Source organism: Chloroflexota bacterium (assembly GCA_016197225.1).
In the GTDB taxonomy this organism is placed as follows: domain Bacteria; phylum Chloroflexota; class Anaerolineae; order Anaerolineales; family VGOW01; genus VGOW01.
Window position 1 is genome coordinate 26591 of sequence record JACPWC010000064.1, and the last position, 21663, is coordinate 48253.

General features: G+C 59.6%; 21 protein-coding genes, 1 tRNA gene and 1 pseudogene. 7 read left to right on the forward strand and 16 right to left on the reverse strand.

Annotated elements, in window-relative coordinates:
- Positions 1-2 precede the first annotated feature (2 nt).
- The 4 genes from HYZ49_11405 to HYZ49_11420 all read left to right on the forward strand — a co-directional run bounded on the left by HYZ49_11405 (position 3) and on the right by HYZ49_11420 (position 6852).
- The gene (locus HYZ49_11405) at positions 3-1115 is read left to right on the forward strand and encodes a carboxylate-amine ligase (protein ID MBI3242890.1); all 1113 of its coding nucleotides are present in this window, start codon (positions 3-5) and stop codon (positions 1113-1115) included.
- Between the two features lie 82 nt (positions 1116-1197).
- Positions 1198-2409 (forward strand): ATP-grasp domain-containing protein, encoded by a 1212-nt coding sequence (locus HYZ49_11410; protein MBI3242891.1) that lies wholly within the window; start codon positions 1198-1200, stop codon positions 2407-2409.
- A gap of 136 nt (positions 2410-2545) precedes the next feature.
- Entirely contained in the window at positions 2546-3994 is a 1449-nt protein-coding gene (locus HYZ49_11415; GenBank protein MBI3242892.1) for a TldD/PmbA family protein, read from the forward strand.
- Between the two features lie 164 nt (positions 3995-4158).
- Positions 4159-6852 (forward strand): DUF11 domain-containing protein, encoded by a 2694-nt coding sequence (locus HYZ49_11420; GenBank protein ID MBI3242893.1) that lies wholly within the window; start codon positions 4159-4161, stop codon positions 6850-6852.
- A 46-nt stretch (positions 6853-6898) separates the two neighbouring features.
- Here HYZ49_11420 and HYZ49_11425 read toward each other — a convergent pair.
- The 4 genes and pseudogenes from HYZ49_11425 to HYZ49_11440 form a co-directional block, all read right to left on the reverse strand.
- Positions 6899-7895, reverse strand: a pseudogene (locus HYZ49_11425) (ATP-binding cassette domain-containing protein).
- A gap of 2 nt (positions 7896-7897) precedes the next feature.
- Positions 7898-8695 carry an ABC-2 family transporter protein gene (locus tag HYZ49_11430; protein MBI3242894.1) on the reverse strand — a complete coding sequence of 266 codons (798 nt, stop codon included), beginning with the start codon at positions 8693-8695 and terminating at the stop codon, positions 7898-7900.
- A gap of 94 nt (positions 8696-8789) precedes the next feature.
- On the reverse strand, positions 8790-9575 hold the full coding sequence (locus HYZ49_11435; GenBank protein ID MBI3242895.1) for an ABC-2 family transporter protein: 786 nt from the start codon (positions 9573-9575) through the stop codon (positions 8790-8792).
- Positions 9576-9583: 8 nt separating this feature from the next.
- Positions 9584-9904, reverse strand: coding sequence for a hypothetical protein (locus tag HYZ49_11440; protein MBI3242896.1), 321 nt, complete (start codon positions 9902-9904; stop codon positions 9584-9586).
- Between the two features lie 211 nt (positions 9905-10115).
- On the opposite strand from HYZ49_11440, the gene HYZ49_11445 reads away from it, so the two are divergent.
- Genes HYZ49_11445 through HYZ49_11455 form a run of 3 tightly spaced genes read left to right on the forward strand, consistent with a single transcriptional unit; the run spans position 10116 to position 11875 of the window.
- Positions 10116-11126 (forward strand): hypothetical protein, encoded by a 1011-nt coding sequence (locus HYZ49_11445; GenBank protein ID MBI3242897.1) that lies wholly within the window; start codon positions 10116-10118, stop codon positions 11124-11126.
- A gap of 54 nt (positions 11127-11180) precedes the next feature.
- Entirely contained in the window at positions 11181-11423 is a 243-nt protein-coding gene (locus tag HYZ49_11450; GenBank protein MBI3242898.1) for a hypothetical protein, read from the forward strand.
- An 11-nt stretch (positions 11424-11434) separates the two neighbouring features.
- Positions 11435-11875, forward strand: coding sequence for a type II toxin-antitoxin system VapC family toxin (locus tag HYZ49_11455; protein ID MBI3242899.1), 441 nt, complete (start codon positions 11435-11437; stop codon positions 11873-11875).
- A gap of 49 nt (positions 11876-11924) precedes the next feature.
- Here HYZ49_11455 and HYZ49_11460 read toward each other — a convergent pair.
- From HYZ49_11460 to HYZ49_11515, 12 genes are all read right to left on the reverse strand, one after another.
- Positions 11925-11997 (reverse strand) — tRNA-Glu (locus HYZ49_11460).
- A gap of 65 nt (positions 11998-12062) precedes the next feature.
- Positions 12063-12863, reverse strand: a complete 801-nt coding sequence (locus tag HYZ49_11465) for a class II aldolase/adducin family protein (protein ID MBI3242900.1) — start codon at positions 12861-12863, stop codon at positions 12063-12065.
- Positions 12864-13676: a response regulator gene (locus HYZ49_11470; GenBank protein ID MBI3242901.1), complete on the reverse strand. Its 813-nt coding sequence runs from the start codon at positions 13674-13676 to the stop codon at positions 12864-12866. It lies immediately after the preceding gene.
- Entirely contained in the window at positions 13673-14818 is a 1146-nt protein-coding gene (locus tag HYZ49_11475; GenBank protein MBI3242902.1) for a response regulator, read from the reverse strand. The genes HYZ49_11470 and HYZ49_11475 overlap by 4 nt, the downstream gene beginning before the upstream one ends.
- Positions 14818-15339: a hypothetical protein gene (locus HYZ49_11480; protein MBI3242903.1), complete on the reverse strand. Its 522-nt coding sequence runs from the start codon at positions 15337-15339 to the stop codon at positions 14818-14820. Before HYZ49_11480 ends, HYZ49_11475 begins: the two co-directional genes overlap by 1 nt.
- A gap of 161 nt (positions 15340-15500) precedes the next feature.
- On the reverse strand, positions 15501-15770 hold the full coding sequence (locus HYZ49_11485; protein MBI3242904.1) for a EutN/CcmL family microcompartment protein: 270 nt from the start codon (positions 15768-15770) through the stop codon (positions 15501-15503).
- Entirely contained in the window at positions 15767-17608 is a 1842-nt protein-coding gene (locus HYZ49_11490) for a hypothetical protein (protein ID MBI3242905.1), read from the reverse strand. Before HYZ49_11490 ends, HYZ49_11485 begins: the two co-directional genes overlap by 4 nt.
- Before the next feature lie 82 nt (positions 17609-17690).
- Positions 17691-17996: a hypothetical protein gene (locus tag HYZ49_11495; GenBank protein MBI3242906.1), complete on the reverse strand. Its 306-nt coding sequence runs from the start codon at positions 17994-17996 to the stop codon at positions 17691-17693.
- A gap of 78 nt (positions 17997-18074) precedes the next feature.
- The gene (locus tag HYZ49_11500; GenBank protein MBI3242907.1) at positions 18075-18704 is read right to left on the reverse strand and encodes a hypothetical protein; all 630 of its coding nucleotides are present in this window, start codon (positions 18702-18704) and stop codon (positions 18075-18077) included.
- A 58-nt stretch (positions 18705-18762) separates the two neighbouring features.
- Complete coding sequence (gene eutJ, locus HYZ49_11505) at positions 18763-19575, reverse strand: ethanolamine utilization protein EutJ (protein MBI3242908.1); 813 nt, start codon at positions 19573-19575, stop codon at positions 18763-18765.
- 9 nt (positions 19576-19584) lie between these two features.
- Positions 19585-20520 carry a hypothetical protein gene (locus tag HYZ49_11510; protein MBI3242909.1) on the reverse strand — a complete coding sequence of 312 codons (936 nt, stop codon included), beginning with the start codon at positions 20518-20520 and terminating at the stop codon, positions 19585-19587.
- Positions 20521-20588: 68 nt separating this feature from the next.
- Positions 20589-21581, reverse strand: a complete 993-nt coding sequence (locus tag HYZ49_11515; GenBank protein ID MBI3242910.1) for a metallophosphoesterase — start codon at positions 21579-21581, stop codon at positions 20589-20591.
- Between the last annotated feature and the right edge of the window lie 82 nt (positions 21582-21663).

The following is a 21663-nucleotide window of genomic DNA, read 5'->3' on the forward strand; positions in this document are numbered from 1 at the left end:
CCATGCCTGAGAAACCATCGTTCAGCATCGGCATTGAAGAGGAATACCAGATTGTCGATCCAGAGACTCGGGAATTGAAATCGTATATCACCGAACTGCTCGAGGCAGGCAAGATGACTCTGCGCGAGCAGGTGAAGGCTGAACTGCACCAGTCCATCGTGGAAATTGGCACCAAAGTGTGTCGCACGCCAGCCGAGGCCCGCGACGAACTGGTGCGCCTGCGCCGGGGCGTGATGGAACTGGCGGCCCGCAAGGGATTGAAGATCGCCGCCGCCGGAACTCACCCCATCTCGTCGTGGAAGGAACAGGAGATCACGCCCTTCGAGCGTTACGCGGGTGTGAAGCAGGACATGCAAGAGCTGGCCCAGCGGCTGTTGATCTTCGGCACGCACGTCCACATTGGCATTGAAGATCGTGAGTTTATGATTGACGCGATGAATGTGGCCCGCTATTTTCTGCCGCACCTGCTGTGCCTCTCCACCAGTTCGCCGTTCTGGATGGGCCGCAACACCGGCTTGATGTCTTATCGAAGCATCATCTTTCGCAATTTTCCGCGCACCGGCATCCCGCGCGAGTTCCGCTCGTGGAACGACTTCTCCGAGATCGTGGATACTCTGATGAAGACCCGCTGTATTCCCGACGGCTCCAAGATTTGGTGGGACATCCGCCCCAACTGGAATTACCCGACGTTGGAGATTCGCATTTGTGACGTTTGCACCCGCGTGGACGAGGCCGTTTGCATTGCGGCCCTGTACCAGGCCATCATCTACAAGATCTGGAAATTGCGGCGCGACAACATGACTTTCCGTGTTTATCCTTCGGCCCTGGTTGAGGAGAACAAATGGCGGGCAGTGCGTTACGGGTTGAACGGCAAGATGATTGATTTCGGCAAGCAGGAAGAACTGCCGGCTAAAGACTTGTGCCGTGAACTGGTGGGCTGGTTTGTGGATGACGTGGTGGACGAACTGGGTAGCCGCAAGGAAGTGGAATATGCTTACCGCATCCTCGAAGGAGGTACCAGCGCCGACCGCCAGCTTGCCACCTTTGAGCGCACCGGCAGTTTGCAGGCGGTGGTGGATCAGTTGATTGCAGAAACGGAAGAAGGCGTGCTTTGATATTAGAGAATTGGAGGATTAGAGATTGGACAACCTCAATTCTCTAATTCTCCAATCTCCAATTTTGTTGGGAGCAACTCACATGGCCGACTCTCACCCCCAAACCATCCTCTGCCTCGCCAGCTACTTCAAAGGCGGCGCGTTTTTGCAGGCGTGTAAACAGGCGGGCCTGAACGTCATTTTGGTCACCGTTGATAAGATGAAAGATGAAGCCTGGCCGCGTGAGAGTATTGACGAGTTCTTTCACATGCCGGAACTCGGCAAGCGGCCCGACATCACTCATGCCGTGAGCTTCCTGGCCCGAAGCCGCCAGATTGATTTGATGGTCGCCCTCGACGATTTCGACGTGGAGACCGCCGCCCACCTCCGCGAGCATTTTCGCCTGCCGGGCATGGGCGACACTCTGGCCCGCAACTTCCGCGACAAGTTGGCGATGCGAACGACAGCCCGCAACGCCGGTCTGCTCGTGCCGGAGTTTACGGGCGTGTTCAACCATGATCGTTTGCGCGAGTTCATGGGTCGCGTGCCGCCGCCCTGGCTCCTCAAGCCGCGCTCCGAAGCCAGTTCGATGGGCATCAAGAAGATCAACAACCCCGACGCGTTGTGGCCGATTCTGGACTCGCTGGGCGATCAGCAGTCATTCTTTGTGCTGGAGCAGTTCGTGCCGGGCGACGTGTATCACGTGGACGGGCTGGTGGATGGCGGCGAGGTGCTGTTTTCGATAGCCCACAAATACGGCAAGCCGCCTCTGTCGGTTTATGCGGGCGGTGGGGTGTTCATCACCCGCTCGCTGGATCGCGACTCGGAAGAATCGAAGGCGCTGGTGGCCTTCAATAAGCAAGTATTGAAGGCTCTAGGCCTGGTGCGCGGGGCGACGCACTCAGAGTACATTCGCGCTCACGCCGACGGGCGCTTGTACTTCCTGGAAAACGCCGCCCGCGTGGGCGGGGCCAACATCGCCGAGTGTGTTGAACATGCCACCGGCGTCAACCTGTGGGCCGAGTGGGCGCGGATCGAGATTGCCAACTTGCGCGGCGAGAAGTACCAGTTGCCTCAAACCCATGCCGGCTACGCCGGCGTGATCAACTGCCTGGCCCGGCAAGAGTGGCCCGACCTTTCCGATTACAGCGACCCGGAGATCGTCTGGCGGCTGAACAAGAAATATCATGCCGGGCTGATCGTGTCGTCGCCCGACGCGGCGCGAGTCGAGTCTTTGTTGAACAACTATGCCGAGCGATTCGGCCACGACTTTCTGGCGGTGATGCCGCCCAAGGAAAAAGCGGCAGATATGTGATAAGCTTGCTTCAGACAAGGCCCTGCGCGTTGAGCAGGGCTTTTTTATAGAGATATGCCGGGCGAAGGAATCTGGCGGGTTACAACGATTAAGTTAAGAGACTATCAACTGGCAGGAGTGAGGCTTGAACGACTTGATGTTGCGGGCGCTTGATCGGGCAACGCGCAAAGGCGCGCAGTACGCCGATGTCCGGGTGGTGCAGACGGCGGAGCAATCGCTGAGTGTGAAAAACGGAATAGTGGAGTCGCTGAGTTTCGCCGAGTCGCTTGGGCTGGGCGTGCGGGTTCTGGCGGGCGGCGCGTGGGGGTTTGCTTCGTCGCATGAGCTTTCCAACGCCGAAGTGGATCGCGTCGCCGCTCTGGCGGTGAAGATCGCAGAGGCCTCGGCGCTGGTTGACGGCCAGACCGTTAATCTTGGCCCGGCAGTGACAAGCCGGGGCGAATACACCACGCCCATCCAAATTGATCCGTTTGCGATCCCTGCTTCCGATAAAGTCAACCTGCTCCTCGAAGCCGACCGCAACATGGCCCGGGTCAAAGACGCCACCGTGCGGCAGGGCCACCTGACCTTTATTCGTGAAGAGAAGCAATTTGCCAACAGCGAAGGCGCGCAGACGACACAGACAATTTACGAAGCGGGCGGGGGAATTGCGGCGACGGCTGTGGATGAGGACGAAGTTCAGCGGCGCTCGTACCCCAATTCGGGCGGGCAACAGGGTTGCGCCGGCTGGGAATACATTTTGGCGATGGACCTGTCGGGCAATGCCGAGCGGGTGGCTTCAGAGGCCGCCGCCCTGCTCACGGCAGATCACTGCCCGGCGGATATTCAAACGACTGTCATTCTGGACGGTTCGCAGATGGCGCTTCAGGTTCACGAGTCGTGCGGCCACCCGGCAGAGCTGGATCGGGTGTTTGGCGCTGAGGCGGCTTATGCCGGAACGTCGTTTCTTACCACCGACAAGCTCAATACTTTTCGCTATGGTTCAGAATTTGTGAACCTGACCGCCGATTCGGTGAGGCAACACGGCCTGGGCACGTTTGGCTGGGATGACGAAGGGGTGGCCGCCGGCTCGACGCCGATTGTGCAGGACGGCCTGTTTGTGGGTTACCTCATGTCGCGCGAGACCGCGCCCCGGCTGGGGCTAACGTCCAACGGTTGTATGCGGGCGATGGGCTGGAACCGGGTTCCGCTCATTCGCATGACAAACGTAAGTCTGGAGCCGGGAACCTGGTCGCTGGACGATTTGCTCGCCGACACCGATGACGGGATTTACATGGAGACGAATCGCTCGTGGAGCATTGACGACAAGCGATTGAATTTCCAGTTTGGCACTGAGATCGGCTACGAGATCAAGAATGGCAAGTTGGGACGATTGCTCAAGAATTGCACCTACACCGGCATCACGCCGGAGCTCTGGAATGCGTGCGATGCTGTTTGTAATAAAGAGCATTGGGTGATGTGGGGCACGCCCAACTGTGGCAAGGGCCAGCCTCAGCAGGTAGCCCATACCGGCCACGGCGCTTCCCCGGCCCGGTTTCGAAATGTAAGGGTGGGGGTGTTGAACGGCCGGCTGGGACATGATTGAACTGCTGTTCAGTCAGGACGTTTTACCTGCCTTGCGCGGGACTTCGCTTCGCAGTATCATGCGCTTGGGGGGCGTTGAACATAGGCCGTTTATCACGGATTTTTACTCTTTCATTGGGCATTGAGAGAAATGCCAAACTCACAGGGGCGGAGGGAATCCAGTCAATGACCACTTTAATAACATCACTTTTATTTCGTTCTTTTTTGCGGCGCGTCTTGCCAATAGCCTTGCTATTGGCATTTGCTTTAATTTTTGCCGTTCACCCGGCCCGCGCCGAAGGCAGCCGCGATATGTTCCCCGACCCGCCTTCGGGCAACCGCACCAATATTGAATGGCGCAACAGCGCCTATGGCGGCGGTTTGCTGTTGCGGCGCACGTTGTTCAAGGTGTTCGCCAACCAGAATGAAGTTATTTTGCTTGGTTCAACAGCGGTCGGGGTCACCAATGGCGATGTTCTCGTTTACAACCCCGGCACGGTCACCGGGCCGGTTGGCAACGAAACCATCCCTGGCGCCGCCGATTTCAGTTGCGTGGCGCAACGGACAGCGAGTGGCATCGCCGACCAGGGCCAGATCAATAGTCGGGCCGAGGAACTGGCCGGGCCGGACACCGTCCCGGCTGGTGGCGTTCCCGGCGGTTACACGCCTTGCACCTACACTGCTCCGGTCACGGGCATTTACAGTGTCGTCTTCTACGGCCCGGTAGGCAACAACTCCAATGCTCAGGGCACGGTGACCGGTGACGTAACACTGGCCGGCGCGGCCAACTTTGACGCCACCCAGAGCACGGCGGTTGCGGCCTGGGACGTCACCGTTCGCGCCAACCTGGCTTCCGCTGTCAACGTTGATGGCCGGTTGTTCACTTACTACCTGACGGCCTTCACCGGCGGCAATGGCCGCAACGTCAACTCGGTCATGTTTGCAGTGACGACCGATGGCTACCGGTACCAGATTGACCTGCGCGGCGTTGACCCGAATGGTTTTGTGCTGTATGGCAACCAGGTCGGTTATTACGACAGCGACGGGACAACGCCTCTGCTCCGAGATGCATTTGGAAATGATAATCAACTTAACGTCGTTGATGGCGGGGTGACGATTGCCCTGCCCAGTTACCCGCTCTTCTTCAACACGCCCGCCGCCGCCACTATCACTGCTCTGGGCATTACCCTCAATCCGGTAGCGCCGGTGATTAGCAACCTGGCCTTCACTGGCACGGCTGGCGGCAACAACAGCTTGTTCAGCACCGGCGGCACGTTCACCTTCAATTCAAATGTCGCTTCGGTTTACCAACTGGTGATCAGCCGTGATGGCATAGACTTTGACCCGACCAACCCGTTGAACAGAGTTTTGCGCGGCGTCATTGCCGCTGGCGCGCAATCCGTGCTCTGGAACGGCCTGGCCAATGACAACAACCCCTTTCCGGTTGGCAACAACTATCAAGTCCGGGCGGAGATCCGCGCTGGCGAATACCACTTCCCGTTGATGGATGCTGAAAATAGCGTCAATGGCGGCCCGGCTTTTACCTTGTTAAATCCGCCGGGCGGCGCTTGCCCGCCCTTCACTGGCGGGTGTAGCGGCGCGTTCTATGATGATCGTGGTTACCTCACGGTTGGCGGCACGCTTGTCGGCACGGCAGTGAATACCTTGTTGTGCGGCAACAACCCTCCAGCGGTTAGCCGGAGCGATCCTTTCACCGGTTTTAACAGCGCCACCAACCCCAGCCAGCGCGCGTTCGGAGCGGCGGCGGGTGGCAACACTGGCGCACAATGCACCGGTTCATTTGGTGACGTGAAGGGCCTCGACCTGTGGACGTTCTACCCCAGCAATACAACACTCACTGTCCTCAATATCATCATTTCAGCCGACCTGGCTCTCACCAAAGACGACGGCACAACCACCTATACGCCGGGCGGAACCACCACTTACACTGTCACCGCCGTCAACAACGGCCCCAGCGACGTCACCGGGGCAACCGTCGTGGATAATTTACCGGCGGCCATCACCAGCGCCACCTGGACGTGTGCGGCTTCGGCTGGCTCGGCCTGCGGCGCGGCGGCGGGCGTGGGCAACATCAACACCACCGTTGATCTGCTGAACGGCGGTTCGGCCACCTTCACCGTTGTGGCCAACATCTCTGCGGCGGCGACCGGCAACCTGACCAACACGGCCTGTGTCACCGCCCCAGGCGGCGTCACCGACCCGACTCCTGGCAACAACTGCGGCACCGACACGGACGTGCCGCCCGGCGGCGCGCCAACCTCTACGCCGACCGGTGGCGCAACCTCCACGCCGGGCGGCGGTTGTGCTGGCTGTGGCACTTCGCCCACTTCGACCCCCGGCCCAATTCTGGTTGACCCGGTGATTACGAAGGAAGCCAGCGTGGACGTGGCCCGAATCGGCGATGCGGTAACATTCACTCTCAGGGTCACTAACCCCAATTCGGTTCCGGTGACTAACGTTGTGGTCAACGACCCGATTCCGGTTCAACTGGACTTCATCAGCGTGTCCGCCACGTTTGGGTCGTGCGCCTTTGACTCTGCCGCTCGCGCCGTGAATTGCAATTTGGGCCAGTTGGCGCCGTTGCAAGTTGTTACCATCACCATTCAGACTCGGGTGAACAACAACGCCCGCCCGCCCGAGACCGTGCGTAATGTGGTCATCGTTGACGCCGACCGACCGGATCGACATTACAGAGGCGAAGCCAGCGATGCGGTGACAATCGTCCCCGATGAAATACCGGTCACCGGCATTGGCCCCGGCCCGCTGGAAATGTTGACGACGGTCGGGCTGGTCATCCTGGCGGCCCTGACCCCATTGGCCGCTTGGCTCTTCATCCGCCGACGGCGGCGTGAGGTCTGATTTCTCACCCATCAAAAACTCCCCGATGCTTTCGGGGAGTTTTTGATCACGGCCTCTCCAACAGACGCTCCTCGTAAATTCGCCGCACGGTGGCTTCGATCTCCGGCTCGCGCACCGAGAGATCGAGAATGCGATAGCGGGCCGACAGCCGCCCGATCAACGTGGACGCCGTCATATCACCCCGGCTGAAATGGTAAGTGACCTGCCGCCCTTCGCGCCCGGCCACTTGCGCACCCCTCCACCGGAACCTCTTCATAATCTTCGGCAAAGTCCACCACCAACGCCCGATCGCCGCCGAAACGCTGGCGCAGGGTTTCCAGTTGGCCGTCGAACAACAGCTTGCCGTGATCGATGATCATCACCCGCTCGCACAGCTTTTCCACGTCCGAGAGATCGTGGGTGGTAAGAATTACGGTCGCGCCGCGCTGGCGGTTCACCCGTTGAATGAATTGCCTGATCCGGTCTTTGGCCACCACGTCCAACCCAATCGTCGGCTCATCGAGGAAGAGAATGTCCGGGTCGTGCAGGAGGGCGGCGGCCAGGTTGGCCCGCATGAGCTGGCCCAGCGAGAGCGACCGCACGGGCGTGAGCAGAAATTCGTCGAGGCCTAGCAGGTCGCAGAACGTGGACAGATTTTGCCGGTAGCGATCGGCGGGAATGCGATAGATGTGCCGGAGCAGGTCGAGCGACTCGACGACGGGCAAATCCCACCACAGCGTGTTGCGCTGGCCGAACACGGCGCCGATGCGGGCCACGTGCGCCCGCCGTTCGCGCCAGGGAACCCGGCCACTCACGCGCACCTCACCCGAGCTTGGCGCCAGAATGCCGGTAAGTATTTTGAGGGTGGTGGATTTGCCGGCGCCGTTCGGCCCCAGGTAGCCCACCAACTCGCCGGGCTGGATGGTGAAGGTGATGCCGTCCACTGCTTTGACCAGCCGGTGTTCGCGGGTGAGCAGGTTGCGAATTGCGCCAAGCGCGCCCTGATGATGGCGAAATACTTTGAAGTCTTTGTGAAGGTCGGCGACGGAGATGATGGGAGGCACGATTATGTTCCAGTGGAGGTGTACTTTTGCACGCCGAAACGCCAGAAGGCGAAGGCGGCGGCCAACACGGCGAACCCGGCCAGGGGGGCCAGAAACGGCGTCACCGGCGGCAGGCCCAGCGGGTCGGGTTTGTCCAAAAAGTAGAGCGCCGGATAATAGATGATGAGCGCCGCCGGGATGACGAAGGTGAAGAGGCGGCGCATCCATTCGGCGTAAATGTGCATGGGATAGGACAGCATGGTGACGCCGCCGTAGGTGAAGATGTTGATGGCTTCGATGGATTGCACTGTCCAGAAGCAAATGGCCGCCCCGACCACAAACAGCCCACCAAAGAAGGCGACACCGCTGAGGTAGACAACCGGCAGGTACAGCAGTTTGCCTGCCGTCCAGTGAACGTGGACGAAAGACAGGCTGAGGGCAAAGATGGCGACGCCGTTGGCAATGCGGCCCAGGCGGCGGATGATAAACTCGGAGCTGAACACTTGCAAGGGCAGGCCGAGCGGGCGGAGCAACATCTGGTCGAAAGCGCCGCGCTGGATCTGTTGCGAGAAGTAGTCGGGGTCGAAGCCGCTGAAGATCATGTCCATGGTGGCAAAGGACATTTCGGCCAGGCCGTAGAGGAAGGCCACTTCGCCCAGCGTCCAGCCGCCGATGTTTCCGAATCGGGTGAACACGGCGGCCAGGGTAATGAACTCGACAAGCGTGCCCAACATGCTTCCCAGCGCATCGAGAACAAACGACAGCCGGTATTGCATCTGCGAGCGGATGCGGACAGAGATGAGGCGGAGATAGAGCAACATGTCGAAGGAAATCCCAACTTCCAAAAGCCCAAAACCCCAAACTGGTTTGCCGCTCCACTTTGGGATTTTGGGCCTTGGGGTTTTGGGATTTTTCTTACCCGCCTTGAATCACTAATTTCCTCACACCTGCTGAGAGAAGAATGCGGGCCACAGCGTAGAGGCCGACGAACCAAAGTAGTTGCGTTCCAAGCACGCCGAGCAGGGCCGGGCCGGAGACCAGGCCAAGATAAATTTCAACCGGGGCGTTGAGTTGATACGGAAACGGCATGAGGGAGATGAGTTTGACGGCCCAGGATGGAAAGAAGGCGACAGGCATGAGAAGCCCGGAGAGGAAGATGCTGAAGTTGTAGGCCAGCCGCCCGATGCCGACGGCGTCTTGAGTCCAAAAGGCGGCCAGGTTGACGATGAAGCGGTAGGCAAAGCTGATGAGGAGGGCGAGCAGGACGGAAGCCGCGAAGGCCAGGGCATGAAAGAGGGTGGGCGGCAGAGCGATCCGGTAAACCAGGGCGTAGAGGGCCATGAGTGGCAGGCCGCGAAACACGAGGTGGCCGGTTGCCCGTCCGAGGTCCTGAGCGCACCAGTACCAAAAATAGTCCAGCGGGCGGGAGAGGTCGGAGGCTACGTCGCCGGATCGGATCGTCTTAATCAACTCCCACCAACCGAAGATGGCGATGGAGGCCAGCAGGGCCTGGGTGAGGCCGGTGTAGGTGACGGCGGCCTGAATGGAATATCCGGCCACGTGGCTCCGCGCCCCGAACAGGGCAATAAGCACGTAGGCCCGGAGCGCGCCGAAGAACAGGTTGGTGACAAGCCCGGCGATATTTGCGGTGCGATACGCCAATTGGCGTTGGAACGACAGGCGGGCGACGGCAAAGTACATCGCCTTAATTATGGCCTGACTTCGAAGGATGTGACACCCTGCCCCCACTTGCCCCCTTCAACGGCATAAACGGTGAGGGTGACAGTTTGGGTGGCGCTGATGGTGGGCAACTCAAGAGGAACGCGCGTGCGTCCGTCGGCATCGGTGTTGGGGAAGTAAACGGTGACATCACCGTCTGGTGTGTGATAAACGCCCTGCACCACCGCCCCGGCCACTGGCTGGCCGGTGACGTCGTTGACGACAACGTTGGCGGCTTGCGGGTAAGTGGCTGACGCAACCGGAAAGTCCACCCACAAACTGGTGTTCAGGGTGGGTGGAGGCGTGGGCATAACCGACGGTGTGACCGGGCGCGAGTTACAGGCGACGCATAATCCCACAACAAGAATGAGGCGATAAAGACGACAAGACAAAGAAAAACGCTCCCCGCGTTGTCATGGCTGTTCAGGAAATATTTTGCTTGGTGTCAGAGTTTTTTGTTTTCAGCAATGTGAGTATACTACCGAAGCGAAGCATGCCGGTGAAGAAAACGTGAAACTTCCCATGAACTCAAATCTCGTTGTAGACACTTTGACACGCCGGACGATCCTGGTCGTGGGCGACATTTTTCTGGACGACTACCTGGTGGGCCGGGCCGAGCGCCTCTCGCGGGAAGCCCCGGTTCCGGTGCTGGACTTCCGCGCCCGGCGGCAGGTTCCGGGCGGCGGGGCCAACCCGGCCATGAACCTGGCCGCCCTGGGGGCCGCCGTCTGCCAGATTGGCATGGTGGGCGACGACGCCGAGGGCGAAACCCTGCGCCAGCTATTTGCCGCCGCCGGGGTGGATGCCGGCGGCGTGATCACCGACAGTTCGCGGCCTACCATCACCAAACTCCGCGTCATGGCCGAAGGCGAACTGCGCTTTCCGCAACAACTGGCCCGCATTGACCGCCAAAGCCGCGAGCCGCTGGCCGATTCTCTGCAAGCCCGCCTCGTCGCCGAACTGGAGCGCCTGGCGGCGACTCGCGACCCTGCCGCCATTCTGTTCTCCGACTATCGCGCCGGGCTGATCGCGCCTGCCCTGCTGGACGCCGCCCGGAACATCGCCGGCGAGCGCGGCCTCCTGCTCACCGCCGACACACAGGGGAGCCTGGACAAATATCACGGCTTCTCCCTGCTCAAGTGCAACCGAGCCGAAGCCGAAGCTTACCTGGGCCAGCCGCTGGCCGACGAGCGCGACTTTGAGCGGACGCTCGCCGAGCTAAACGGGAAGTTGAACGTGGACGTGATGCTGATCACGCGCGGAGCGCGCGGCATGTCGCTTGGCCTGAGAGGCCGGGGACACGTTCACCTTCCGGCGGCCAACGCCACTGAAGTCTATGACGTGACTGGGGCGGGAGACACCGTCATTGCTGTGGCAACGTTGGCTCTTGCCAGCGGCGCCGACGCGGTGGAAGCGGCCCAGTTGGCCAACCTGGCGGCCGGGCTGGTGGTGCGGCGTTGGGGGAATGCGGTGGTGACGAGGGAGGAGTTGAAAGAGGAAGTAGAGAACTTGTCCAAGTTGCCAGGTACTTGATGGTTGCATTGTGCAACCACCCGTGCTAGACTGATGGCGAAAGGAGTTTTGGTTATGCCCACCCTTCACGTCCGTGCCGTGCCCGATGATCTCTATGCCCGTTTGCAAGGACTGGCTCAGGCTAAACAGCGTTCGTTGAGCGCTGAAGTTGTGACCCTGCTCTACAAAGCCTTGCAGGCCGAAGACATGCGTCAGCAACAGGCCCTTACCTTGGCCAAGATTCGCCGACGACGCTTTCGGCCCCCCAAAGGCGCGCCCAATAGCCTGACTCTGTTGCGCGAGGATCGGCGGCGGTGACCGAGGTTTCGCTGGCCTATGTAGTGGATGCAAGCGTCGGGATCAAGCTTTTTGTGGAAGAAAATCTGTCTGAAGAGGCGCACGCTTTATTTGCGCGCCTGACGACCGAGCCGCCGGCTGAATTTCATGTCCCCGATCTGTTTTATATCGAATGCGCGAACATCCTGTGGAAGTATGTGCAACGGCTGCATTACTCGGCGAAACTTGCCCGGCAGGATTTGGAGCGACTTGGCAAATTGGCCATTCACGACACAGCCACTTCGCAACTAATGGTGGATGCGCTCGACATCGCCGTAAAACACGGTATTACTGCATATGATGCCTGCTATGTGGCTTTGGCCGGGCAATTGGGACTTCCCCTGATCACCGCCGACGAAAAACTGGCGCGCATGCTGGCTGGGAAAGAATATGTAGTACATTGGCTGGGGAATTTTCCGCTTCCAGCAGATTAGTCAGATCAAAAAAACAGCGGCTGAAGACTCAGCCGCTGTTTTTTTTGTGTGCCCCCACGGAGATTCGAACTCCGGTTTAGGCCTTGAAAGGGCCGCGTCCTGGTCCACTAGACGATGGGGGCGTTGGTGGCGCGGGCGAGATTGTATCACGCGGCTTGCGGAAGGGTCAAGGGATGGAGAGCGGAAGTTAGAGGGTAGAGATTGGAGAATTAGAGATTAGAGATTGGATTTCGGCGGCGATGGCTTTGATCAGAGTCTCATCATCTACATGCCGGCCCGAGGGGTGCGGCACGCCGCAGTAGCGGCAGAACTCGTCGGCGTCGGTGGCGCGGGCCAGGCCCCATTGTTGGCGCGTTTCGATAAGCTTTTGCACCTGCTCCGGCGGCAGTGGCTTTACCTCACCCAACATCCGCGCCTGGGCGATGATCTTCGCCGTATGCTCCAGAGACTCCAACTTCAAGTAAGCGTCCCACACCGTCGGCCCAACCGTGAGCGAGCCGTGATAGGCCAGCAGGATCGCATCGTGCGTCTTCACCAGTTCCGAGATCGCTTGCTGGTTCTCCGCCGAGGACGGGTTGGCGTAAGGCGTGGTGGGGATCGCGCCGAACAGCAGAACCGATTCCGGGATGATGCAGTCAGTGAGAGGGACGCCGACGATGCTCAGGGCAACGGAGGTGATCGGGTGGGCGTGGATGACGCCGTTCACGTCCGGGCGCTGGCGATAGGCCTCAAGGTGCATCAACAGTTCCGAGGTGGGCTTGAGGCCGGGCGGGGTTGGCGGCACGAGCTTGCCGTCCGAGTCCACCACGATCAATTGATCGGGTGAGAGGAAGCCCTTGGCCAGGCCGGAGGGCGTTGCCAGAATCCGATCCGGCCCCAGGCGAGCCGAGAGGTTGCCGGAGGCCCCGTCCACAAATTCAAACTGGTGCATCAGCTTGCCGACGCGGACGATTTCGTGGCGAAGTTCGGTTTCGCTAATTTGAGGCATTCAGGACAGTTCAGCGTCGAGTTTGAGGATGGGGAGCGTGCGCTCGTTGTTGTTGGCGTCGTGGGCGCGAACGGCCTCGCCCTCGCGCTGGCCGAACGAGTAGTGCTGGTGGGCGCGCTCGTCGAACTGTTTGACGACGGTTTCGACGATTTCATTCGCCTGGCCGGCGGCGCAGATGATCACAAAGGTGTCGTCGCCCGACTGGCCGAGAAAGTCGTCGGCCTGACCCAGATCGTTGAGGACACTGTTGAGCAAAAGGGCGGTGGCCCGAATGACGTCGGTGACGGCCAGCGAGCTGTACAAGTCGCGGAAGTGATCCAGGTGGTGGAGATGGAAGGTGATGGTTTTGCGGTTGGGCAAGTTGGCAACGCGCGCCATTTCCTGGCGCACGGCCTCGAGGGCCGGCAGGCCGGTGCGCGGGTCGGTGAGGCTGTTGCGGGCCGAGCGGCTGATGGCGTTTTGCACGCGCAGGAAAAGTTCTTCAAGATCGAACGGCTTGGCGATGAAGTCGTCCGCGCCCAGGCTCAGGCCTTCCATTTTGTCGGCTTTGCGGTCGCGCTTGGTGGCGAAGATGACGGGCAGGTGACGGCCCCGCGCCGTCTGCCTCAAGGTGCGGCAAACGGTGAAGCCGTCAATGTCGGGCAGGCCGACGTCGAGCAGGACGAGGCTGGGCAGGTCGGTGCGGCAGGAGCGAATGGCCGTTTCCCCGTCGTAAGCCACCAGCACATCGTAGCCATGCGACGAGAAAAAGAAGTTGAGCATCTCGGCCACTTCAACATTGTCTTCGACAATCAGAATCCGGGGTTTGGTCATAACTTTTGCAAGAGCGCGCCGAGCGCGGCAACATACGGCGAGTTGGGTTGGGTGAAGGCCAGCGGCGCGCCCTGGAAGAGCGAGACCATGTGAGCGTGGTCGTATGGCAACGTGGCGTCAATCGGGCGGTTGAGGGCCTTTTCAATCCGGTCGGGCAGGAGCATTGGGTCGTTTGGCGTGGGATGATTGATCACCACGCGCCAGGTGTTGGGCGAGATTTGCATATTAGTCATGATGGCGAGGGTAGTGTTGAGGGTTTGGATGGAAGCGACTTCAGGCGCGATGGGCAGGATGATGTCGTTCGCCAGAGCCAGCGCGGCGCGGGTTGCGCCGTCGGGCGTGGGGGCGGCGTCCACCACCACATCGCCGAACACGTCGAGCAGGAGGCGGAACGTTTTGGCGAAGGCATCGGCGGGGATGATTTCGGTTGGCGGGGCTTCGGGCGAGGCCAGCAGGTGCAGGCCCGATTTGTGTTTGAGCAGAAGCGCGCCAACGGTAGGCAGGGCCGGGTTGGCCGGCAAGTCGGCCCACGAGGGCTTGGGCCGCAGGCGCAACATGAGGGCGGCGTGGCTGGAGGTGGGCGAAAGATCGACCAGGCAGACCCGGCGGCCGGCGCTGGTGAGGACGCTGGCGATGTTGACGGCGAGGGTGGTGGAGCCAACGCCGCCCCGCCAGCCGGCGACGCAGATGAGCCGACCCGCGCGCGGGGGCGGCGCGGAGGTGGCCGGGGCCGCCGACGAGGCGGTGACGGCTTCCCCTTCTTTAGCGGCAGTGGAACCGGTGATGAGCAGTTCGGCTATCTTGGCGTTGAGGGCTTCAATGGCAACCGGTTTGGAGAAGTAGGCGTCGGCGCCGGCAACGATGGCCGATTTTTGATCGACGGGCTGGGCGCGGGCGGTGAGGACGATGATGGGGATGTTCTGAGTGGCCGGGGCGGCGCGCAGGCGGCGGGCCACTTCGTAGCCGTTCATGTCGGGCATCATCACGTCGAGCAGGAAAATATCAAAGGGTTGTTTTTCGGCCAACTCCAGCCCGGCAGCGCCGTTGGAGGCCAGCGTCACTTCGTGTCCACTGCGCTTGAGCATGATCTGCATCATGGTACGCAGGCCGTCGTCGTCGTCAACAATGAGGATTCGGGCCATTAGATGTTTTCTCCGCAAAACAAGTCTACGCGAACGCGATTGACTAAGATGGCTTCGCTTGAGAATTGAACTTGCGGTTGGACGCACAGGCTGGCGGTGGCGCTGAAAATCGGGAAGAAGCGCGGGTTGCCGTCGAGCAGGACGGATTCGGGGTCAAGCTTGCCGGCCTGCTCCAGCACACCGCGCATCTCGAAGGCGCGGGTGATGATGAGCACGTTATGGTGGGCTACTCGGGTGAGGCCGGGGCGGGTGGTGGAGGCCGTCACGTTGCGTTTGGCCAGGGCGATGAAGTCGAGCGAAACTTTGGCAATGCGGATGGCGGCGAAATGGGCCATGATGGTGCCCGGCTCCTGGATGCGCGAGAGATAGGCGTTTTCAATCGTGGCAAACGTCCGGCTGGTGTCGCTGAGCAGGCCGCTCAGCCCGGAGGCTCCCACGCCGAGCGAACCGGTGATCCGGTAAGTTGGGGTGAAAAAGTCGCCACTGACTTGTTGGACAACCCGCGCGCGTTCTGTAGTCATAATAGCTCCATTGAGTTGCCGCAGATTGTAGAATGAGTGGGCAGAAAAGACAACTGGGACAGGAGGCAGGGGCATTCCAGTTGGGGTGAAGTTCTGGCAGGCCACCCTTTAATCCGCCCTCCTCCGCTGATTCAGGGACGGGCTTGGTTTTGCCGGGACTGTCACTCCACCATCGTCGAATCCACAATGCCTACGATGACTGAAATCACGCAAGCGTCGGGGTTGTTGAGGACCTGGCGCGCGCCGTTGCCTTCGCGGTTCACCAGCACCGTGTCGCCAATTCCGGCGTGAGAATTGTCCAGAGCCAGAAAATCACCGTCTTCCGGCTGGCCGGGCAGGGCTAGCGGCTGAACGACCAGCAGCCGCCGGTTCTTGTAGTGCGGGTGGCTGATGGTGGTGACGACGGTGCCGACGACTTTGCCGATGATCATGGTTCTTTCACCGTCCACAGTTCAAACATCTCTCCCTCAAACCCTTTTAACTCTGCTTCAAACGGCTCGGTGTGTAAATCGCCGCTTGCCAGCCAGGCCTGAACTTCCGGGTCGGCGTGAACGGCGGCAGAGATCACCACGCCATCGCGTTCGCTGGAGAAACCTTCGAGCCGGGCGGCGATGTTGACGGTTGAACCAAAGTAGTCGAGGCGATCATTTAGCGTGACAGCCACACACGATCCGGTGTGAATTCCGGCCTTGAGTTGGAGGGGGAAGCTGCCGGGCCTCGGGTCGGCTAATGTCTTTTGGGCGCGCAGGACGGCGCGCAGGGCGGCCACCGGGCGGCGAAAGGCGGCCATCACTGCATCGCCGATGGTTTTGACAATGGCCCCGTCCTCGGCGGCGATGGCCTGCTTGAGTATGTCGAAGTGATCCATCACCCGGCCAAAAGCCACGGCGTCGCCGTCTTCACGATAGAGTCGAGTGGAGCCGCGCAAGTCGGTGAAGAGCACAGTGAGACTGCCCACCGAAATTTTCTCACCGGGGCGCAAGGCCTCATTGGCAAACAAGTCGCGGAACACTTGCAGGGTCGTCACCTCGGCGGCGGTCACGGCCTGATCGTTCCAGGCGGTGCGCTCCAGGATGAACAGTTGCTCTTTGTCCGTCGCGTTTTCAAGGTTCATCGTTGGCGTGAGCGAGAGCAGAACTTCGTCGCCTGGCCAGCCGGAGTCGGCGGCTTGAAAGGCGGCGTCGGGCCGGCCTTGAGCGTTGGCGGCGAGTGACTGACCGCCGCGCAGTTCGAGGGCGCGCAAACGATAACGGCCCTCGTCGAGCGGCAGTGATAATTCGCGGCGCTCGCCGGGCGCGAGCAGTTGTTGGGCCACGATGTGCGGCGTGATCTGCGGCCCGCCCACGCAAAACTGGAAAGGGACGCAGGGCCGCACTGCCGGGTTGGGGCGGAAGGTCAATTCCACCGAGCGATCAAAGTTGGCGGTGAAGTCAATGTTGCAACTGTCACAATGCACTTGGGGCGAGATGCCGCCAAGCGAGTCACTGCTGTTCTTCGGCCCCCGGCAGAGCGGGCAGAGCAAATCCCATTGAAAATCCAGCAACCCGGCGCGCACCGCTTGCAAGCAGGTGGTGAGCACGTCACGGCGGGGCTTCTCCCAAAAGTCGGCCAGGGCGTAGGGGCGGATTCGGAACAGGGCCATGTCGTCGGCCTGCTCGATCAACTCCACCAACAAGTCCACAATGTCCCGCGAAGCGCCGTTGTTAATTAAGGCTTCGCGCAGTTTGACGAGTCGCTCGCGCCCGCCGGGCGCAAACTCGACGCGGCTGGCCGGGAGTTCGATAGCCGAAGGTTTGACTTTGGCGGCCTCGCGGTCGTACCGGCGGAATACTTTGTCGGAGCCGTAATAACTCAACACGCCAACTTGAGCCGGGATGGCGATGAGGCCGAAGAGATTCCGGGGGCGCGCCCACACATCATAAACGAGCCGCGTGCCGCCGCCGGGCTGGGGAGTCATCTCGGCGACGGTGCGAAGCTCGGCCACAAAATCGAATCCGTCCTTACGGACTTCTAATTCATCTATTACGCCGACCACTGCCAGGTCAACAGGGACAAACTTGACGTCGTGCATGGCCAGCGATGCCTCGCGGGCGCGGACCATCACCACCAGGTCGCCCGGCCCGGCGTGGACAACGTCGGCGGCCACCTGCACCCGGCCCAGAGGCTCGAGTTTTTTGTTGAGGGGTTGAACGGTGAGCAGTTTCACGCCGTCGAGGTCAGGGTATTTGATGGTGCAAACGGCGGAACCGAGGATGCGACCCAGAAGCATTGATGATTTTAGATTTTAGATTGCCGATTTTGGATTGTGGACTGGCGCTGCAATCTAAAATCCAAAATCTAAAATCCAAAATCTATTTGATTTGCGCGACGACGCGGGTGATGACGGCGTCAAGCAAGGTTGGGTCAACGCCATTGCCCAACCGGGCGATGACGGCGGCTTTGACTTTGGCGGCGACTTCATCTTTAGAGGTGGACGCTGAACCGGGCCGGGAGGCGGTGGCCCCGGCCACGGCGCTTCGCACCAGCTTGAGGCCCAGGTTGAGCGCCTTCTCGCGGGCCAGGTCGGTGAGCACCACATCGTCGTTCACGTCCAGAGCCGTCACCCCGCGAGCGGCCAGGTCTTCGATGTCGTGTTCGGTGTAAAAAGTTTTGGGCATACTGCCTCCAATGCACAATTCTCAATGCTCAATTTACAACGCTCGAAGAATTGCGCATTATGAATTGTGAATTGAGAATTACCTTCCCGGTGTTCCTTCCAACTCTTCAATCGCCTTCACCGCCGCGTTGCGGGCAGTGAGAATTTCGGCCTCGGAGCCGGAGAGCCACATGCGGCCAAAGCGGCCCACCGACGAGACGTGCAGGATTTTGATGTTGGCGCCTTTCTCGGCCTCGTTGCAGGCATAGTTGATGTAGGCCGCCGGGGCGCACTCCAGCACCAGCATCGTCTCGCCCGGCACCAGCATACTGCCGCGCCGGAAGCGGTTGAGCAATTGCGCCTGGTACGGGTCTACATTGGTGATGACCTGCACCGAAGCAATCTCCGGCTTCACCCGGTCTTTGACTTGCAGGCCCAGCCTTTGCAAAACAATGCGCCCGGCCTCCAGCACTTCGGATTGCGATCTGGAGTGAACCTCGAACATGCCAAACTCGCGTTCGACCAACTGCGCGCCCGGTTTGGCCTCGGTGGCTTTCACGGCAATATCCACCATGCGGAAGGCTTCGTTGCCGGGGGCCATTTCAATGTAGAGCGAAGCCATGCCCTCGGTGGGCAAGTCGCCTTGAGTGATCGTGCCTACGAAAGCGGCATACTGCGGTTGCATTCGATCAAGATAGGAATAACATCGTAATTGAAAACCGTCGGCCATAAAATCTCCTAAAAGCTCAATTCACAATTCTCAATGCGCAACTGAGAATTGTGAATTGCTAATTGTGCATTGCGATGCCCAGCGGCGTGATAAACAATGGTTTGCCAGGCACTATTGTATTGATTCCTGTGTATTCGGCCACCACCCGATCCATGCCGGGGTAGGCGCACGTGCCGCCCACCAGATAAATCGTCTCCACGTTTTGCCCGGCGATGTGCCGCTGAACAATGTTCCCCACTTTCTCCATCACAGGCCGGATGAGGGGGAACAGCCGCGCTTGCTCGGCAGGAGTCGTCTTCAAGCGTTCGGCCTCTTCAAACGAAATGTTGAGCGCCCCGGCGATGACGAGCGAGAAGTGCGTGCCGCCCGTCGGCTCGTCGGCAGTATAAACGACTTCGCCGTCTTTGAACACGGCCACGCCGGTGGTGCCGCCGCCCACGTCTACAATCGCCCCGTCTCGGATTCCCAGCACGTTATTGGCCGCCGTCGGCTCGTCCACCAGGCCGGTGCATTCCAGGCCGGCGGCGCGGAGGACGTTGGCTGTGGCCCGCACTTCGGCCTGCGGCACGCCGGGCGGGTAGGCGCTGGCTGCCGACTCGAGCGGGAAGCCGAGACGTTCTTCGACCCGCGCCTTCATCTGGCGCAGTAAATCCACCGCGCCGACAAAATCCACTACCAGCCCGTCGCGAGTTACTTGAGCAAACTGATAATCGCCGGCGATCGGTTGTTTGTGCTCGTCGAGCACGGCCAGCACGGTGTAAGCCGTGCCCAGGTCAACGCCCACGTGAACCGGGCCGCGATAGTGGCCGTTGGCGCGACCGGCCATGACGGCGTCGGTGTGGGTGAGGAGAGAGTTGAGGTTGGGGTTCATATCCAAAATTTACCCGCCAACTTTACGATATGCCATTTCAATATAGGGTTTTGCAATTTCAAGATCATCAATTGATTTGAGGGTTACCTCAAAATCTCCTGTGCCATAATGGCCTATGTTCGATACATCCCTGGTGATTTTCGGGGGATTTGCTATGTCTTTCGGGTCCAACTTCAAAAGCACAATTACCCTTTGATTCTGAACTTCCATGCAGGCTATGTTTTGCGAGATTTTGTAAGCCACGTATAACTTCTTGGGGGCTTCTTCCATCGCTGGGTCAAGGCCCATAATGAACTCTTGAATTGCTAATGCCAGCTCTTTTACTTTTTCAGACTTGCCTTCAAGATGTTGCTCAAATGTATAGGTAGCTGTCGCTCTAGTAATAGCCGCTTTCTTTCCAGCGGCAACCATAACTGGATTCTTGTTACCTGCTGGCATCGTAGTCGGCGGCGAATATGACTTTTGCAAAACCTCTTCGAGATACAAGAACTGATTCTTGAAGAGGCGATAAGTCCAAAGTTCGATATTCGCCCCCATCACCTGAGCGGCGTAGAGGTCGTATTTTTTGTAATTGGGTGCGATGCAGATCACGCGCACATCTGACCAGTCAACTTTCACGGAATTACCGAGAGCTTTCTGAGTAGCAATTTCAAAGTCGCCTCTATGGTCACTTATCCACGAAAGGTAATACAGGCTTTGATTGATAAGTTCGGATGATTCGACCTTTTTGTATTCGATAATTACAGGGTTGTCGTCTTCTGAGAGCGCTAAAGTATCGATTCTGCCAGCGTGTTGCGGGCCTGTCGGAAATTCCGACGCAATGAGCCGACAGTTGAAAACGATGCGCAAGTTTTGCTCAATAAGATTCTGCAAGGTCTTCTCTGCTGTGAAATTGGCCTGCTCCATTGCAGATAAACGCTGATTGGAAATGGCGAACAGAGGCATATTGTCTCGCTTCCGTAGAAAAAGTTGCTCGACTTATATATCGCTTCGCTCTAACTCTAACTCCCTCCCTACCCCGAAGTCAACTGATACCCCTCAATCTTCCCGTCCAAGATATTCACAATCACTCCATGCAAAATGCCTTCGCCGTATTCACTGCCAGGGTTGATGCACACCGTTTTGCCCAGCCGGGCAATGCCGCGCGACTCATGAATGTGGCCGTGCAGGGCCAGCATCGGCTGATATTTATTAATGGCGGCCCGCACCGAGGTGCTGCCCGCGCCAAACAGCACCGGGTTGCCGGCTTCCATGATCACCGTCGGCGGGTCGGTGGAGGTGTCGAGCATGGGGCAGGTGTCGAGGGTGCTGTCTTTGGGCGGGCAATGGAAGTTGAAGATGCACCGGCCAAAATCACCCACGCCGTGAATGGCCTCGACAATCTTCTGCGCCAGTTCGTCTTCGGAAATTTCGCGCGGGGTCTTCCAGGGCGTTTCGTTGCTGTAGCCCAGGCTCACCATGGCGTGGTCTTCGTCAATCTGCACCGTGTGGCCCTCGCACGGCACCACGTGCTCCTGAGCGTTCTCTTCCAGCGCCGCCAGCACTTCCCACGGGTCGTCGTTGCCGCCGGTGATGTAGCATTGCAGAGCCGAGTCTTTCAAACGCTCCTCAGCTAGGTTGATCCAGTCGGCCAAACGCTGGCGGGCGGCCCCCATAAATGCTTTGTCCTGCGCCGCCGTGTCGTCCTTCATGGCCGTGTATTCGTCCGGCGAGAGCATCACCGAATAGAATCCCAGAATGCCAAGTTTGCGTTTGAACTCGGCCAGTTCGGTTTCAGTCTCAAGGGTGTGGCTTTGACCGTGCAGGCTGGCGCGGCAGGTGTGACCGTCTTTGACGATGGGGATGAGGAGCTTGCCGGCCACGTCGCCGCCGAGGATGAGCACGTCGGCTTCGTAGAACTTCCCGGCGTTGACGAATTTGCGGAAGGAGACTTCGGAGCCGTGAATGTCGGTGGCAAAAAAGATGCGGGTGGCTTTCTTTTTAGACTTTTTACCGAACAAATTCATGGCTGAGGCTCCGAGGGTGGAATGAGGGAGAGTATAGCATATCAGGGTCAACGGATTGAACGGATTTAGCGGATTTCGTTTG

Coding starts and splice junctions, on each gene's coding strand:
- HYZ49_11475 (MBI3242902.1), bottom strand. CDS start 14,818: ATGGCCCGAATCCTCATTGTTGACGACGACGACGGCCTGCGTACCATG.
- HYZ49_11465 (MBI3242900.1), bottom strand. CDS start 12,863: ATGCCTCAAATTAGCGAAACCGAACTTCGCCACGAAATCGTCCGCGTC.
- HYZ49_11435 (MBI3242895.1), bottom strand. CDS start 9,575: ATGTACTTTGCCGTCGCCCGCCTGTCGTTCCAACGCCAATTGGCGTAT.
- HYZ49_11480 (MBI3242903.1), bottom strand. CDS start 15,339: ATGACTACAGAACGCGCGCGGGTTGTCCAACAAGTCAGTGGCGACTTT.
- HYZ49_11470 (MBI3242901.1), bottom strand. CDS start 13,676: ATGACCAAACCCCGGATTCTGATTGTCGAAGACAATGTTGAAGTGGCC.
- HYZ49_11420 (MBI3242893.1), top strand. CDS start 4,159: ATGACCACTTTAATAACATCACTTTTATTTCGTTCTTTTTTGCGGCGC.
- HYZ49_11485 (MBI3242904.1), bottom strand. CDS start 15,770: ATGATCATCGGCAAAGTCGTCGGCACCGTCGTCACCACCATCAGCCAC.
- HYZ49_11515 (MBI3242910.1), bottom strand. CDS start 21,581: ATGAATTTGTTCGGTAAAAAGTCTAAAAAGAAAGCCACCCGCATCTTT.
- HYZ49_11410 (MBI3242891.1), top strand. CDS start 1,198: ATGGCCGACTCTCACCCCCAAACCATCCTCTGCCTCGCCAGCTACTTC.
- HYZ49_11405 (MBI3242890.1), top strand. CDS start 3: ATGCCTGAGAAACCATCGTTCAGCATCGGCATTGAAGAGGAATACCAG.
- HYZ49_11430 (MBI3242894.1), bottom strand. CDS start 8,695: ATGTTGCTCTATCTCCGCCTCATCTCTGTCCGCATCCGCTCGCAGATG.
- HYZ49_11500 (MBI3242907.1), bottom strand. CDS start 18,704: ATGGCCGACGGTTTTCAATTACGATGTTATTCCTATCTTGATCGAATG.
- HYZ49_11445 (MBI3242897.1), top strand. CDS start 10,116: ATGAACTCAAATCTCGTTGTAGACACTTTGACACGCCGGACGATCCTG.
- eutJ (MBI3242908.1), bottom strand. CDS start 19,575: ATGAACCCCAACCTCAACTCTCTCCTCACCCACACCGACGCCGTCATG.
- HYZ49_11415 (MBI3242892.1), top strand. CDS start 2,546: ATGTTGCGGGCGCTTGATCGGGCAACGCGCAAAGGCGCGCAGTACGCC.
- HYZ49_11440 (MBI3242896.1), bottom strand. CDS start 9,904: ATGCCCACGCCTCCACCCACCCTGAACACCAGTTTGTGGGTGGACTTT.
- HYZ49_11450 (MBI3242898.1), top strand. CDS start 11,181: ATGCCCACCCTTCACGTCCGTGCCGTGCCCGATGATCTCTATGCCCGT.
- HYZ49_11490 (MBI3242905.1), bottom strand. CDS start 17,608: ATGCTTCTGGGTCGCATCCTCGGTTCCGCCGTTTGCACCATCAAATAC.
- HYZ49_11495 (MBI3242906.1), bottom strand. CDS start 17,996: ATGCCCAAAACTTTTTACACCGAACACGACATCGAAGACCTGGCCGCT.
- HYZ49_11510 (MBI3242909.1), bottom strand. CDS start 20,520: ATGCCTCTGTTCGCCATTTCCAATCAGCGTTTATCTGCAATGGAGCAG.